This window comes from Streptomyces sp. NPDC052721 (assembly GCF_040678315.1).
GTDB lineage: Bacteria > Actinomycetota > Actinomycetes > Streptomycetales > Streptomycetaceae > Streptomyces.
The window spans coordinates 122,726-136,040 of sequence record NZ_JBFATL010000023.1 but is presented as its reverse complement, the minus strand read 5'-3'; the positions used below and the strand labels follow the sequence as shown (position 1 = coordinate 136,040).

The window sequence follows — 13,315 nt, the reverse complement described above, 5'->3', positions numbered from 1 at the left end:
GAGCATCGCGTAGTCCTCCGCGATCTTCACCGGGTCGTTGGTGGTGATCAGCGTGGTCGACGTCGACAGGATGATCCGCTCGGTGCGGGCGGCGATGTAGCCGAGCATCGTGGTCGGCGAGGACGGCACGAACGGCGGGTTGTGGTGCTCACCGGTCGCGAAGACGTCCAGGCCTATCTCCTCGGCCTTCAGCGCGATGGCGACCATGGCCTTGATCCGCTCGCGCTCGGTCGGGGTCCGCCCCGTGGTGGGGTCCGGCGTGACATCACCGATCGTGAAGATCCCGAACTGGGTGGGTGTTGCGGAGTGTTCCACTGATGTCAAGGGGATGTCCTCGGACTCGACGGGCCTGGTGACTCGACGCTATGACGTCGATTCGCCCCGAATGACTTGTCCGTGCACAGCTGTGTGACTTGTAGTGCACGGTGTGCGCGCCGGACTGCTCGGCGGCGTCGTCCGTGGTGCGGCATACGCTCCGGGGACGGGAGCTTCAGCAACGTTGACGGTCGCCGGCTTCACGGAGAAGCGGTACGAAGGCGAGGCCGCCGGGCGCTCCGCGACCCGTGCTGCGCGAGGTGTTCGGCTTCGCCTACGACGACGTCGCCGGGGCGGTGGGCAATTCGGTGATGACGCATCGTCAGGTGCCGTACCTTGCCCGCGAGTTCGTACGGGCGCGGCGCGAGCGCTTCGAGCCCGTGGACGCGGCGAAGACCGCGCGGAGCACCGAGCGGTTCATGACCGCGGCGGCGACCGGTGACCTGGAGGGCTGCTCGCAATGCTCGTGCCGGACGCCACCTGGACCGCGGACAGCGGCGGGAGGACCACCGCGGCGCGGCGGCCGGTGGTGGGGGCGGAGAAGGCGGCCGCGGTCCTCACGCGGACCTTCCGCGGAGGACGGCCGGCGGACCCGCGGATCAAGGGGGTCGACTGCACCGGCGCGCCCGCGATGCGGGTCCACAGCGGCGGCCACCCGGAAGGCGTCTTCCTGGTCGAGATCACCGAAGGGAAGCTCACCGGCGTCTACGCCGTCCGCGACCGGGACAAGCTCGCCGGGGTGGCGGTTTTGCTCCGGACCAGCCGCTGAGCAGCCAGGCAGGCACGGGCCTTCCGTCGTCCTCGGGTTGCCGTCGGCCGGCAGATGTTCGGCCCCGCTCTCGTCACCGCGACCACGACCGCGGCCGGAGGGTGCGCCCACGCGGGGAGCGGCGCACACGAGCCCGGGTGCCGGCCATGGCCGGCATGACCTCGGCGGTCGCCGGGGGCAGGTCCAGATCGTCGGTCACGGACACCTCGACGCCCCCGCTGTACAGCGACGACAGGTTGTAGAGGAAGGTGCCCAGCGTCGCCAGGCCCGTGCCCAGGACCACTTCCACGGTGACGACGCCGATCCCGATGGCCGCGACGGTGCTCAGCTCCGGAAGGACGTCCGGTGCCATGGCCTCCATCATGATCCACAGGACGACCGTGGTGGCGAGCGCCAGGATGCCGACGCCCGCGAGAAGCAGGAAGCTCGTCACCATCACCGACCAGGGATCCCCCTCGGATATGCGCATCCGGATCGTCCGGGGCCCCGGGGCGGCAGCCGCGCCGGACACGGCCGGACGGCTCTCGGCACGGTGTCCCGCGACCGGTCCGGCCGGGTGGCCGGGCTGTGGCGCCGGTCCGGCCGCAGCGGGGGACGCCGATGCGGACCCCGCGCGATCGGCAACGCCGGACCGCTCCACCGGAACCGACCGCTCCGTGGGGTGGGGAGGTGCGGCGGACCCGTTCTCCGGGGAGCTGCGGGCTCCGCCGCCCTGCTTCGCTGCCGCCTGCTCGCCGGCGGTGGTGCGGGGCCTGCGCTTGGCTCGACTCATGCCTGTCTCCCTGACTGGCCCGGCAGCCTCGCGGTGCCCTCCCACATCGAGCGGGCCTCCGTCGACCGCCCGGCGGCCTCTGGGGCCTGCTGGTCCGTGCGTCCGACCGTATGGGCGACAGCGCGCCCCCGCACCCAGACGACGTCCCGGAGACCGGAACCGTGAACCGGCCGCGACGGCACGGGAACCGCCTCACGGCGGGCCGGACCGCACCCGCCGAGCACCACCGGACCGCATCCCGGCGACACCGCCGAATGGGTGTACGAGCGTGTCGGCCGCACGGCGGACACGGCCCCGAAGGACTGAATCCCGGCAGGACTGAATCCCGGCGGGCACGGAGACGGCCGGAGCCTCGGCGCCCCAGCCGTGCCCGACGCGCGGGCTGAGCCGGACGCGCGCCCGTCACCGGATCGCATCCCGGCGACACCGCCGAATGGGTGTACGAGGGTGTCGGCCGCACGGCGGACACGGCCCCGAAGGACTGAATCCCGGCAGGACTGAATCCCGGCGGGCACGGGGACGGCCGGAGCCTCGGCGCCCCTGCCGTCGTCCCGGCTCAGCCCGCGCGTCAGGCACGCCCGGACGCGCGCGCCCGCCACTGGTCCCCAGTCATCCGCCAGATGACATGGATCCCCGCCTCGCCGGGCGCGGCGGGCCCATCAGGCGCCTGCACGCGTCCGGCCCAGGTGAAACCCAGGCGGGCGGCTACGGCCCCACTGGCCGGGTTGGCGGCATCGTGATGGATCTCCACGCGGTCGATGCCCGCCAGCTGGAAGGCCTGGCCGACGAGCGCCGCCGCGGCCATGGTGGCGAGACCTTGTCCCGTCCAGCGAGGATGAAGCCAGTAGCCGATGTCGAGTCCGCCCGCACCGATACGGCGATGCAGGCCACAACTGCCGATCACCACGCCACCTGTGGTGATCGCGTAGCCGAAGGCCTGCCCGGTCTCCCACTCCTCGTGGCTGCGGGCCAGGAAGCCGGCGGTCTGCTGCCGGCCGGGGTCGGCCGCCCAGGGCATCCACGGCACGAGGTGGTCCAGGGATTCGGATATGGCCCGGTCCAGGGCATCGAGATCGGTCGTCCGCCACCGGCGCAGTACGACCCGGTCGGACGTGAGAGTCTCGGCAGGCTCTTCCATCCCCGGATGCTCTCGCAGCCCGGCTCAGGGCCACAACGCGATTTGACCGGCCCGTGGTTCTCGCACGGGCGGTCCGTTGGGGGCGCCGGGGGAGGGAGACCTCCGCCGACGCCCGTCGCCTGCTACGCGCCGAAGCGGGGCGCGCGGGTGTGCGCGGGTGGCGCGGGTCAGGCGCCTCGGCCGGCTTCCTGAGCCGCGCGCTCCAGCCGGCCTCGATAGGTCTCCCACCACGCCGAGTCGCCGGGCGCCATGCTGTCGTTGCCCTGGCCCATCCCCACGGCACCGTCCAGGAGTTCGCGGACGATGTCGGCGTGCCCGGCGTGCCGGTGCGTATCGGCGATCACGCGCACCACCGCGTGGTGCAACGTCACTTCGTCCCTGCCGTCGGGCCACCACGGCACCCTGCCGACCGTGTCCAGCGCCAGCGCGTCCACCGTCGCGTCAGCGTGCCGCCACGCCCGGCGGTACAACTCCACGATGAACTCCCGTGACTCGTCGGCGGTGGCCCACATGTCCGCGTTGGGCTCGGCACCTTCGTCCAGCCAGGGCAGCGGCTCACCGGACGGCCGTCCGAAGGTGTCGCCGAGGTAGCCCAACTCCACGCCGGCCACGTGCTTCACCAGGCCGAGGAGGTTGGTGCCGGTCGGCGTCAGCGGGCGGCGGATGTCGTACTCCGAGAGCCCTTCGAGCTTCCACAGCAGGGCATCACGGGCGGACTGCAGGTAGAAGTGAAGGTCGGCTTTGAGGTCCGGTGCGGTCATGCGGCAAGTCTGCCGCTCGCGTGATCTCCGCACACCGCCTTTTCCACCGGTCACCGCGGCCGGGGCCCAGGCGTCCGCGCGGCCAGGCGTCCGTGCGGCTAGGCGTCCGTGCGGGTGGCGCGGGTCGCGCCCGCCGACGCGGCCACCACGCACAGCACCGCCAGCCACTGCGACCAGCGCAGCGACTCGTGCAGGACGACGAGGCCGATGAGGGCCGCCATCGCCGGTTCGAGGCTCATCAGGATGCCGAACACGCGCGGTGGGATCCTGCGCAGTGCTTCCAGGTCCAGCGAGTACGGGATCACCGACGACAACAGGGCCACGCCGAGCCCCGCGACCAGCACCCACGGCCGCACCAGCGCCGTTCCGCTGTCGGCCACGCCGAACGGCACGGCCACCAGCGCCGCGACGGCCATGCCCAGAGCCAGACCGTCGCCCTTCGTGGTGTGGCGGCCCAGTGCCGCGCCGACCAGGATGTACAGGCCCCAGCACGTTCCCGCGGCGAGGGCGAACAGAAAACCGACGAGGTCGAGATCGCCGCGTCCCTCCATCAGCAGGACCACACCGCCTGCCGCGAGCAGGGCCCAGAACGCGTCCAGCCATCGCCGCGACCCGGCCAGGGCCACCACCAGCGGCCCGAGGAACTCGGTGGTCACCGCGATCCCCAGCGGAATCCGGGCCAGGGCCAGGTAGAAGCACAGGTTCATCAGGCCGAGAACGACGCCGTAGCCGACCACGACCGTCCACGCGCGACGACGCATACGCGGCGACGGCCGCCACAACACCACCAGCACCACCGCCGCGAAGAACAGCCGCAGCGCGACGGTCCCGAAGCTGCCCACCGTGCCGAACAGATGCTTGGCCAGTGCCGAGCCCACCTGAACACTGACGATGCCGAGCAGTACCAGCGCCGTCGGCGGGATCGAGCCGAAGCCACGTCCGGCCGGCGCGGTCAGGGAGAACCGGGGGGACGGGCCGCGTTCAGCCGTGTCGACGTTCCTGGTGGCCACGCGGGGATTATGGGCGGCCGGGCACGACGCGTCACGCGATTTTCCCGGCCGGCCCGAGTGACCTCCTGGAGGCCGCGCGCGCCGGAGCGGGCAGGGTCTCCGATGGCGGCTCGTCGACGGCGAGGCGCGCGCGAGGCCGAGGGGTGCGGCCCTATCCGGCCTTGCGGCGGTGGTAGTGGCGGGCGACGCGCACCCGGTTGCCGCAGCGGGCGGCCGAGCACCAGCGGCGGCGTGGATGGGTGGCCAGGAAGAGCATCACGCAGTCGTCGGCCTCGCACTCCCGGATCCTGGTGGCCACCGGATCGGCCAGAACCTCGGCGGCGGCCTCCGCCAGCCAGGCGGCCAGCCGCCGGCCCGGAGAGCCCTCGCGCCGGCGGGCGGCGGTCACCGCCGACCCGTTCCACACCAGCTCGTTGATCGCCGGCGCGGCCCGCTGTGCCTCGTTCAGCGCCTCCAGATCGGCGGCCAGGGGCCGGTCGCCTCGACGGACGTGGCCGAGGGCGCGGGCGATGTGCTCCCGTACGGCGCGCACGGCGGCCAGGTCGGCGGCGGTGATCTCCTGCGGTACCTCGTCCGGGAGCCGGTCGGCCTGCAGGGTCCACCAGTTCCGCAGGCCGTCCGGCGTTTCGAGAAGGTCCCCGGCGGCCGGACGGGTGTTGACCAGGTCCAGGGCCAGGGGTTCTCCGGTCAGCGGTACGAGATCACTCATGCTGCTAATGGTACATCGCCGAGTTGACGCGTTAGTCGTGGGTCGCCTATACCTAATGCATCAACCAACAGTGAAGGGATTAGCATGCTTGCTTCGGTCACCCGTACCGTTCACCGTCACCTGGAGGTGGACGGCGTCCGCGTCTTCTACCGGGAATCCCTCCCCGACCGCACCGACGCGCCCGTGCTCCTGCTCCTGCACGGCTTCCCGTCCGGCTCCCACCAGTTCCGCGGCCTCATCGACGTCCTCGGCTCGCACCACCGGCTGATCGCCCCCGACTACCCCGGCTTCGGCCACACGCAGGCCCCGGACGACTTCACCTACTCCTTCGACCGCCTCGCCGACATCACCGACGGCTTCGTCCAGGGGCTCGGCCTGGACCGGTTCGTGATGTACGTCTTCGACTTCGGCGCGCCCGTCGGACTGCGCATCGCCGAACGCCACCCCGAACGGATCGCCGGCCTGATCGTGCAGAACGGCAACGCCTACGACGAAGGCCTCTCCGACGCCGCCCGCGGTCTCATCGGCCTGACCCCCGACACCCCCGGCGCGCACGACGCCATCCAGGGCATGCTCACCCTCGACGGCACCCGCGGCCAGTACGTGACCGGCGTCGCCGACCCCGACCTGATCGCCCCCGACGGCTACACCCTCGACCAGCACTTCCTCGACCAGCCCGGCCGCAAGCAGGCCCAGGAACAGCTGATCTTCGACTACCGCTCCAACCTGGAGCGCTACGACGCCTGGCAGGCATGGCTGCGCCGGCACACCCCGCCCACCCTCATCACCTGGGGCAGCAACGACCCCTTCTTCCCCGAGCCCGGTGCCCGCGCCTACCTCCGCGACCTGCCCGACGCCGAACTCCACCTCTTCGACACCGGCCACTTCGCCCTGGAGACGCACCTGCCGGAGATCGCCCCCCTGATCGCCGACTTCCTCGACCGCACCTGGAAGTGACCAGTCCCGGGCCCGGGACAGAATGCCCTGCTCCCGGCGTCGGCTGGTGTCCGCCGTCGCTCAGAACGTCCACCGCGTGTGCGAGTACACCCCGTCGTTCCGGCCGAAGCCGTACGCCGTGGCCGGGGTCAGCGCGAACACCACCGCGTCCCCTCTGCGGAACGCGTCCCCGATGCCGTGGAAGGGGCCCTCGGGCGAGGTGATGCGCGGCCCGTACTTCGCCTCGTACGCCGTGATCACCTTCTCCAGGGCCGCCCGGTCGGTGACGGGCTCCGCCGTGCCCTCGACGACCAGGTCGAGCCCCTGGGTGAGGGAGTTCCCCCCGGTGGTCAGCGCACAGTGCGCGTCGTGGGCGAGGTTCCTCGCCTTCTGCTCCCCGGGGCCGGTGGCGAAGTACAGCACTCCGTCGTGCCAGGCGGCGATGACGGGGGTGACGTGCAGCCGGCCGTCGGGCCGTACCGTGGACACCCAGAAGATCTCGGCGGCCTCCAGCTGCCGCTGGGCCTCGGCCCACTCGGTGGCGGTGACGTCCGCGGCACCCGGGCGGGGGTTGGTCGCGGAGCTGTAGCGGGCGTCGAGCTCGGTCGTGGGGTGAGTCGCGGGGCCTTGTGCGGCCATGGCGGATCTCCCTTCTCTCCCCGGGACACCTGACAGAGAACTGTTGGAGACCTGAAGCCCCCGCCGACATCATCGTCCCCGGCCGGCTGCCTCACATCCCGTGCCGGGCACGCCACCCGGGACCCGGCCTGGTCACGGACCCCGACCGGCCTGGTCACGCGTCGCGCCGTGCCCCCGGGAGCCCGTCGATCATCACGCCGAGGGTGAAGTCGAAGCGGCCCTGGACGGTCCCGGCGGTCAGCCCGGCGGCGTAGCGCTCGGGGCCGGGTGGACTGGTGGGGAACCGGCACACACGGAGGCGGCGTCCATTGATGCACAAGATCGCCAGTGGGTGCAGAGGAGTTCGAGATGACCGGCACGGCCACCCGTTACCTCTATCTCGTCCGGCACGGCGAGGCATCGCCTGACGAGAGCGGACTGACCCAGGCCGGCCGGCGGCAAGCGGCACTGCTCGGCCGACGCCTCCGGGACGTCCCCTTCACAGCTGTCCACCACGGTCCGCTGCCACGGGCGGAACAGACCGCGCACCTGATCGGCGACCACCTCGAGAACGTCCCTCTGCGCGTCTCGGACGTCGCCGGTGACTACGTGCCCTACATACCGGAACGGGAGGAACTTCCGGCCGAGTCGGCGGACTTCTACCTCCGCTTCCTCGCCGGTGCCACCGACGAGGAGCGCGAGCAGGGCCCTGCGCTGGCCCGCCAGGCACTGGATCTGTTCACCGGGCCGGTGGACGGCGAAGAGGACCGGCACGAACTGGTCGTCACGCACAACTTCCTCGTCGCCTGGCTCGTCCGGGACGCCATGTGCGCACCCGAGTGGCGCTGGCTCGGCCTCAACCACGGCAACGCCGCACTCACGGTCATCCGCTACGCCCCCGGCCGGGCCGCCTCCGTCCTCGTCTCCAACGACATGCGGCATCTTCCCGTCGAACTGCGCTGGACGGGATTTCCCCCCGAGTCGCACATCTGAGGCGCCGGTCAGGCCCTTTGAAGGCGCCCGTCAGGTCCGTGCGTGGAAGCACCGCACCTCCACCCCCGCCCGCCTCTCGGGAAGGCGCCGCTTTCCAGGACCGTACCGCTTCATGCGCCAACCACCCGATTGCCTTCTTTCGTGTGCACACACCCGGATTTCTTCGCCAGGCTCCCGGCGGCGAGCCGATAGTGGAGGGGCCGCCGGGGCCTGCCCGGTCCGGCGGCGTCCCGTCGAACAGCGCTCCAGCAGAGGTGACAGACCATGCCCACCACCGAGGCGAACGACCGCGTCCAGCTCGTCTTCTCCCTGTTCGACGCCGACGGCAACGGCGTTCTGGAAGACGGCGACTTCGAGCTGATGGGCAAGCGGGTCATCGCGGCGGTGCCCGAGGCCGGCGACACCGCGAAGAGCACGATGCTCGGCGCCTTCCGCCGCTACTGGGAGACGCTCGTCCGGGAGTTGGACGCCAACGGCGACGGGCGGATCAGCGCCGAGGAGTTCACCGCCGTGGTGCTCGACCCGGAGCGGTTCGACGCAACGGTCGACGAGTTCGCGGCCGCCCTGGCCACCATGGGCGACCCGGACGGCGACGGCTTCGTCGAGCGTCCCCATTTCACCGCCCTGATGACGGCCATCGGATTCCAACGTCCCAACATCGACGCCCTGTTCGACGCCTTCGAACCGGTCGACGGCGACCGCGTCCCCGTGGTCACCTGGGCGGACGGCATCCGGGACTACTACCGCCCGGAGAAGGCCGGCATCCCCGGCGACCACCTCACCGCGGGCACCCCCCAGTGATCCGCCCCCAAGTCCCGGGACCGGAACGGCACTTACGTGCCACGAAGCCCGTCATCGGCCTCGCGGTGGGCCGGGGGACCGGCCCCGAGGTCGCGGACGTCTTCGAGCAGGTGCTGGGCGCGCTGACCGCCGGTCACCCGCACGGCGTGACGATCGAGCGCTCTCCCCGCCTCTACCACTCCTACGTCTCGCTCCGCGCCGAACGGGACGTCGCCGGAATCCGAGCGCTGACCGCCGAGGACGCCGACCACTACGAACGGTTCTGCCGCACCCGGGCCGAGCAGGGCACCGAAGCCGTCTTCCGCACCGCCATCAACGCCCAGTCCCTCTACCTCGTCCGGCAGCGGCTGCGCGCCGTGAAGGTCGACCTGCTCACCGACGCCGGGCGCGCCCTGCTCCTCGTCCGGGACCAGGCCCAGGGTTTCTACACCGGGGACAACCGGCACACGCCCGGCGAGGTCACCCGCACCATGACCTTCAGCCGGGAGATCACCGAGGCCGTCGTCACCTACGCCCTGCGGCGCGCCCGGCGGGAATGGCCGGACGGGCACCTCGACCGCATCGTCATGGCGTACAAGTTCCATCTGCTGGACGGCGCCCTCGACGCCTGGGTGGCCGACCTCGCCGGCCGGCTCGGCGTACGCGTCAACCTGTTCCAGCCGGACACGGTCAACCGCAACCTGCTCACCCACGGCCTGCCCGACCGCACCCTGATCGTCGCCGGGAACGAGTGGGCCGACATCATGCACGTCATGCTGCTCGACCGGTTCGGCTCGGACCGGCAGGAGAACCGCTGCACCGAGAACGTCTGCCTCCACCCCGACCTGTCCGGTCTGGTCGAGTACCAGACGGTGCACGGATCGGCCGACGACCTCGCCGGACGCGACCTGGTCAACCCGGTGGCGACGATCCGCGCGGCGGCGCGCGTCGCGGAACGCCACGCCGGATGCCCCGGAGCGGTACGGGCCACCGAGCAGGCCCTGCGCATGCTGGACGAGCGAGGCGTCGGCACCCCGGACGTCGGCGGGCGGCACTCGACCACCACCGTGGTCGACGCCCTGCTCGACTGCCTCGATGTGCCAGGAGCCGACGGGACGCCGAGGGACGCCGCCCTGGCCGGCGGGTCATGACCGCCGGGCGACCGGACGGGACGACGGCCCTGGTCGTCGTGGACCTGCAGAACGACTTCTGCACCGGCCCGGCGGCCCGGGCCCGCTTCGACACGGCCCGGGCCCGCTCCGGCGAGAACAAGTCTCGCGTCGGCAAGGACAGGGACCCGGCGGTACTGGAGAAGGCCGTCGCCGGCTGTGTCCGGGCGGTGGCCCAGGCCCGCGAGCGCGGCGTGGAGGTGATCTTCGTACGGTTCGTCGGCGACGCCGAGCACCAGGGGGCCGCCTGGCGGCTGAGGGACCGTACCCTCGGCAAGCAGCCCAAGTGCCTGGACGGCTCCTGGGGAGCGGAGTTCCACGCCGTCGCCCCGGCCCCGGGCGAGCGGGTCTTCACCAAACACGCCTGCTTCGACGCCTTCCTGGGCGACGGTTTCGCGGAACACCTCACCGCGCGGGGCGTGGGCCACCTCGTCCTCGCCGGGCTGTACGCGGACGTGTGCGTGGACTCCACCGCCCGTACGGCGTTCCAGAAGGGCTTCCACGTGACCGTCCTGACGGACTGCACCGCCGCGCTGCACCTGCCGTACGACGCCGTACTGCGGTTCATGCGCGTCGTCTACGGCGCCCGGACCACCACTGCGCACGACCCACGGGCATGGACCGCACCCGTGGCCCGACCCGAGGAGGAGCCGTGCCTCCTGCCGCCGGGCTGAACACCGGTGTGACGGAGGGTGTGGGCCGCACCGCCCTCCTGGTGGCCGCGGCCCGCGCCATCGAGACCCATCGCCCGGACGCTCTGGCCCGGGACCGGTTCGCGGAGCACTTCGTGCGCGCGACACCGGCCTCGGCGGGCTGGCCGGTCCGCCCGGAGCAGGTGCCCGCCGGTGACGCCGACCCGCTGTGGGGCCGCCTGGGCCGCTACTTCGGCCTGCGCACCCGCGTCCTGGACGACCACCTGCTCCATTCGTCACACCGGGGCGTCCGCCAAGTGGTGCTGCTGGGCGCGGGCCTGGACTGCCGGGCGTTCCGGCTCCGCTGGCCGCCGGACTGCCAGGTCCACGAGGTGGACACCGCAGGTGTACTGGCGTTCAAACAAGCGGTCCTCGACCAGACCGGGGCCACCCCCACGGCCGCCCGCCGCACCCTCGCGGCCGACCTCCGGCTCGACTGGGCCGAGGCACTGCTGGACGCGGGCTTCGACCCCACCGCGCCCACCGCGTGGCTGGCCGAGGGGCTGCTGCTCTACCTCCCGGCGGCGGCCGAACGTCACCTCGTCGCCACGATCGACCGGCTGAGCGCACCGGGCAGCACCCTGGCCTACGAGATCAAGGACATCGCCGAGTCACCAGGGGTACGGGCCGGCCCGGTCTACACCGCGGCGAGACAACGGCTCGGCATCGACCTGCTCGCCCTGTTCGACGGCGAGCCACGCCCCGACTCGGCGGGCCGGCTCACCGACCGGGGCTGGACGGTGACGGTCCGCACCCCGTACGACTTCACCGCCCTGCACGGCCGCGGCCCCCGCCCGGAGCCGAACGACGCCCTGGCGGCGAACCGCTGGATCTTCGCCACGGCCCCCGCCTGGCGCCGGGGACCTGTCACCCGCTGTCAGGGCTGACGGAGCGGGAGGGTGGCCGTCCACGAGGTGGGGGCCAGGCCGGCCTGGCGTCGCAAGAAGGTGGTGAAGTTCTGCTGGCCGGTGAACAAGCGCCGGGCACCTGCTTTCCCTGGCAGCCCCCGAAGTGATCGCCGACGCCCTGGCCGACTTCCTCACCGCTGTCCGCAGCGCCGCCTCCCCGTCATCATGACCGTGATACTCATACCGGTATAAGTATTGGGTCGACGTGCTCCGGGGAGACGAACACATGGTGGAGATCAAGACCGATGCCGCATTGGACGCGATGCGGGAAGCCGGACGGGTGGTGGCCCGCGCCCTGGCCGCAGTACGAGAGGCAGCCGACGTCGGGGTGTCCCTGCGAGAACTGGACGAAGCGGCCCGGTCGGTTCTCGCCGAGGCCGGGGCCGGCTCCCCGTTCCTCGGATACCGGCCGTCCTTCGCCCCGGTCGCTTTCCCCGCCGTGATCTGCACGTCCGTCAACGACGCCGTGTCGCACGGCATCCCCACCGGCTACCGGCTGCGCGACGGCGACCTGGTGAGCATCGACTGCGGCGCCCAACTCGACGGCTGGACGGGCGACGCGGCCATCACCTTCACCGTGGGAACGCCCCGCCCCGGCGACCTGGACCTGATCGACGCCACCCAGCAAGCCCTCGACGCCGGCATCGCCGCCGCCCAGGTGGGCGGTCGCGTCGGCGACATCTCCCACGCCATCGACACCGTCGCCCGCAAGGCGGGCTGCGGCATGCCCGCCGACTTCGGCGGCCACGGCATCGGCCGCCGCATGCACGAAGACCCTCACGTCCCCAACCGGGGCCGCCCCGGACGTGGCTTCCCCCTCCGCCACGGCCTGGTCCTCGCCATCGAACCCATGCTCATGGCCGGCGGGCAGAACGCCTACCGCACCGACAGCGATGGCTGGACCCTGCGCACCACCGACGGCAGCAGGGCCGCCCACATCGAGCACACCGTCGCCATCACCGACCAGGGCCCCCGCATCCTGACCCTGCCCTGACGCTCTCCTGCCCGAGGAATCACACGAGGAGTGCCGGCTGAGGTGCCGGCGTCGTACCACTCCCGGTCAGCGTCGGCCGCCGCACTACTCATCCCCGACGCGGGGTGTGCCGTACCAGCGCCACGTGGTGAGGCGCGGCCGGCCGGGAAGCTCAGCGCGACCGGTGACCCAGAGGAGGGTTGGCCACCGGTCGGTATCGCTCGGGGCGTCGGGGAAGAGCCGGGCCAGCACGCGGTCGCACAGGTCGGCGGGCGGCGTCCACTCCAGGCCCAGGCCCTCAGCGACGTCATGGGTGTGCACCAGGATCTCGACGATGCCCATGGCGGCGAAGCCTTCGGGATCGGCGGCGCCGAAGACGTGGTGTGCCCGGACCGTCGGGGGCGTGGTGCGGACGATCGCGGTCAGCAAGCCGCCACTGGCATCCAGCACGTCCAGCAGACCGGCCGTACCGGCCTCGCGGTCCGCGAAGACGGCATTCGCCGGGCCGCCCGGCCTCTTCCGGCCCCACGCGAAGGGGACGTGGGTGTCCAGCGGCGGGTTCGCCGGGCTGAGTTGGACGGCGTAGGAGAACAGGTCGTCGGCGAGGTGCTCGACGGTCTCCCAGCAATCCCACTCCAGGGAACCGGCCTTGACGCTCCAGTCCCGCGCCCCAGCCCCACGCAGAGTGGTGAGCGCCAAGCGGACGGCATGTTCGACGTCGGCTGCGGTAACCGGGCTGCTCGCTGATCTCTCCGCTGTAGCCATGGCGGGA

At 72.1% G+C, this 13,315-nt stretch carries 17 protein-coding genes; 8 read left to right on the top strand and 9 right to left on the bottom strand.

Translation table 11 applies throughout. The features are described 5' to 3' along the window. A partial coding sequence (locus AB0L21_RS22500; protein ID WP_365785951.1) for an LLM class flavin-dependent oxidoreductase occupies positions 1-315 on the bottom strand: 315 nt, incomplete at its 3' end. Positions 316-775: 460 nt separating this feature from the next. On the opposite strand from AB0L21_RS22500, the gene AB0L21_RS22495 reads away from it, so the two are divergent. Then, the gene (locus tag AB0L21_RS22495; RefSeq protein WP_365785942.1) at positions 776-1,084 is read left to right on the top strand and encodes a hypothetical protein; all 309 of its coding nucleotides are present in this window, start codon (positions 776-778) and stop codon (positions 1,082-1,084) included. 73 nt (positions 1,085-1,157) lie between these two features. Here the strand turns inward: AB0L21_RS22495 and AB0L21_RS22490 are convergent, their stop codons facing one another. The 5 genes from AB0L21_RS22490 to AB0L21_RS22470 all read right to left on the bottom strand — a co-directional run bounded on the left by AB0L21_RS22490 (position 1,158) and on the right by AB0L21_RS22470 (position 5,474). Then, complete coding sequence (locus AB0L21_RS22490; protein WP_365711032.1) at positions 1,158-1,856, bottom strand: DUF3566 domain-containing protein; 699 nt, start codon at positions 1,854-1,856, stop codon at positions 1,158-1,160. Between the two features lie 568 nt (positions 1,857-2,424). Continuing rightward, positions 2,425-2,994 (bottom strand): GNAT family protein, encoded by a 570-nt coding sequence (locus tag AB0L21_RS22485; RefSeq protein ID WP_365711034.1) that lies wholly within the window; start codon positions 2,992-2,994, stop codon positions 2,425-2,427. Between the two features lie 167 nt (positions 2,995-3,161). After that, positions 3,162-3,755: a DinB family protein gene (locus AB0L21_RS22480; RefSeq protein ID WP_365711036.1), complete on the bottom strand. Its 594-nt coding sequence runs from the start codon at positions 3,753-3,755 to the stop codon at positions 3,162-3,164. A gap of 98 nt (positions 3,756-3,853) precedes the next feature. After that, entirely contained in the window at positions 3,854-4,765 is a 912-nt protein-coding gene (locus AB0L21_RS22475; RefSeq protein ID WP_365785940.1) for a DMT family transporter, read from the bottom strand. 151 nt (positions 4,766-4,916) lie between these two features. Continuing rightward, positions 4,917-5,474, bottom strand: coding sequence for a CGNR zinc finger domain-containing protein (locus tag AB0L21_RS22470; RefSeq protein WP_365785938.1), 558 nt, complete (start codon positions 5,472-5,474; stop codon positions 4,917-4,919). A gap of 84 nt (positions 5,475-5,558) precedes the next feature. Here AB0L21_RS22470 and AB0L21_RS22465 point away from each other — a divergent pair, with 84 nt between their 5' ends. Next, positions 5,559-6,431 (top strand): alpha/beta hydrolase, encoded by an 873-nt coding sequence (locus AB0L21_RS22465; protein WP_365785936.1) that lies wholly within the window; start codon positions 5,559-5,561, stop codon positions 6,429-6,431. Positions 6,432-6,491: 60 nt separating this feature from the next. On the opposite strand, the gene AB0L21_RS22460 is transcribed toward AB0L21_RS22465, so the two are convergent. Then, positions 6,492-7,049 carry a pyridoxamine 5'-phosphate oxidase family protein gene (locus AB0L21_RS22460; protein WP_365711044.1) on the bottom strand — a complete coding sequence of 186 codons (558 nt, stop codon included), beginning with the start codon at positions 7,047-7,049 and terminating at the stop codon, positions 6,492-6,494. Positions 7,050-7,203: 154 nt separating this feature from the next. Further along, the gene (locus AB0L21_RS22455) at positions 7,204-7,341 is read right to left on the bottom strand and encodes a hypothetical protein (RefSeq protein WP_365785934.1); all 138 of its coding nucleotides are present in this window, start codon (positions 7,339-7,341) and stop codon (positions 7,204-7,206) included. Between the two features lie 56 nt (positions 7,342-7,397). Here AB0L21_RS22455 and AB0L21_RS22450 point away from each other — a divergent pair, with 56 nt between their 5' ends. The 6 genes from AB0L21_RS22450 to map all read left to right on the top strand — a co-directional run bounded on the left by AB0L21_RS22450 (position 7,398) and on the right by map (position 12,564). Further along, positions 7,398-8,021 (top strand): histidine phosphatase family protein, encoded by a 624-nt coding sequence (locus AB0L21_RS22450; protein ID WP_365785932.1) that lies wholly within the window; start codon positions 7,398-7,400, stop codon positions 8,019-8,021. 264 nt (positions 8,022-8,285) lie between these two features. Next, positions 8,286-8,822, top strand: a complete 537-nt coding sequence (locus AB0L21_RS22445) for an EF-hand domain-containing protein (protein WP_365711050.1) — start codon at positions 8,286-8,288, stop codon at positions 8,820-8,822. Next, positions 8,822-9,952 carry an isocitrate/isopropylmalate family dehydrogenase gene (locus AB0L21_RS22440; RefSeq protein ID WP_365785949.1) on the top strand — a complete coding sequence of 377 codons (1,131 nt, stop codon included), beginning with the start codon at positions 8,822-8,824 and terminating at the stop codon, positions 9,950-9,952. Before AB0L21_RS22445 ends, AB0L21_RS22440 begins: the two co-directional genes overlap by 1 nt. Beyond that, positions 9,949-10,644 (top strand): isochorismatase family cysteine hydrolase, encoded by a 696-nt coding sequence (locus tag AB0L21_RS22435; RefSeq protein WP_365785929.1) that lies wholly within the window; start codon positions 9,949-9,951, stop codon positions 10,642-10,644. The genes AB0L21_RS22440 and AB0L21_RS22435 overlap by 4 nt, the downstream gene beginning before the upstream one ends. Then, on the top strand, positions 10,623-11,549 hold the full coding sequence (locus AB0L21_RS22430) for a class I SAM-dependent methyltransferase (RefSeq protein ID WP_365711054.1): 927 nt from the start codon (positions 10,623-10,625) through the stop codon (positions 11,547-11,549). Before AB0L21_RS22435 ends, AB0L21_RS22430 begins: the two co-directional genes overlap by 22 nt. A gap of 247 nt (positions 11,550-11,796) precedes the next feature. Further along, positions 11,797-12,564 (top strand): type I methionyl aminopeptidase, encoded by a 768-nt coding sequence (map, locus tag AB0L21_RS22425; protein WP_365785927.1) that lies wholly within the window; start codon positions 11,797-11,799, stop codon positions 12,562-12,564. Between the two features lie 84 nt (positions 12,565-12,648). Here map and AB0L21_RS22420 read toward each other — a convergent pair whose 3' ends face one another. Continuing rightward, on the bottom strand, positions 12,649-13,308 hold the full coding sequence (locus AB0L21_RS22420) for a hypothetical protein (protein ID WP_365785925.1): 660 nt from the start codon (positions 13,306-13,308) through the stop codon (positions 12,649-12,651). Between the last annotated feature and the right edge of the window lie 7 nt (positions 13,309-13,315).

Excerpts from the sequence above, each read along its gene's own strand:
- AB0L21_RS22460 (WP_365711044.1), bottom strand. The coding sequence starts at position 7,049 with ATGGCCGCACAAGGCCCCGCGACTCACCCCACGACCGAGCTCGACGCC.
- AB0L21_RS22495 (WP_365785942.1), top strand. The coding sequence starts at position 776 with ATGCTCGTGCCGGACGCCACCTGGACCGCGGACAGCGGCGGGAGGACC.
- AB0L21_RS22450 (WP_365785932.1), top strand. The coding sequence starts at position 7,398 with ATGACCGGCACGGCCACCCGTTACCTCTATCTCGTCCGGCACGGCGAG.
- map (WP_365785927.1), top strand. The coding sequence starts at position 11,797 with ATGGTGGAGATCAAGACCGATGCCGCATTGGACGCGATGCGGGAAGCC.
- AB0L21_RS22480 (WP_365711036.1), bottom strand. The coding sequence starts at position 3,755 with ATGACCGCACCGGACCTCAAAGCCGACCTTCACTTCTACCTGCAGTCC.
- AB0L21_RS22485 (WP_365711034.1), bottom strand. The coding sequence starts at position 2,994 with ATGGAAGAGCCTGCCGAGACTCTCACGTCCGACCGGGTCGTACTGCGC.
- AB0L21_RS22490 (WP_365711032.1), bottom strand. The coding sequence starts at position 1,856 with ATGAGTCGAGCCAAGCGCAGGCCCCGCACCACCGCCGGCGAGCAGGCG.
- AB0L21_RS22445 (WP_365711050.1), top strand. The coding sequence starts at position 8,286 with ATGCCCACCACCGAGGCGAACGACCGCGTCCAGCTCGTCTTCTCCCTG.
- AB0L21_RS22435 (WP_365785929.1), top strand. The coding sequence starts at position 9,949 with ATGACCGCCGGGCGACCGGACGGGACGACGGCCCTGGTCGTCGTGGAC.
- AB0L21_RS22465 (WP_365785936.1), top strand. The coding sequence starts at position 5,559 with ATGCTTGCTTCGGTCACCCGTACCGTTCACCGTCACCTGGAGGTGGAC.
- AB0L21_RS22470 (WP_365785938.1), bottom strand. The coding sequence starts at position 5,474 with ATGAGTGATCTCGTACCGCTGACCGGAGAACCCCTGGCCCTGGACCTG.
- AB0L21_RS22420 (WP_365785925.1), bottom strand. The coding sequence starts at position 13,308 with ATGGCTACAGCGGAGAGATCAGCGAGCAGCCCGGTTACCGCAGCCGAC.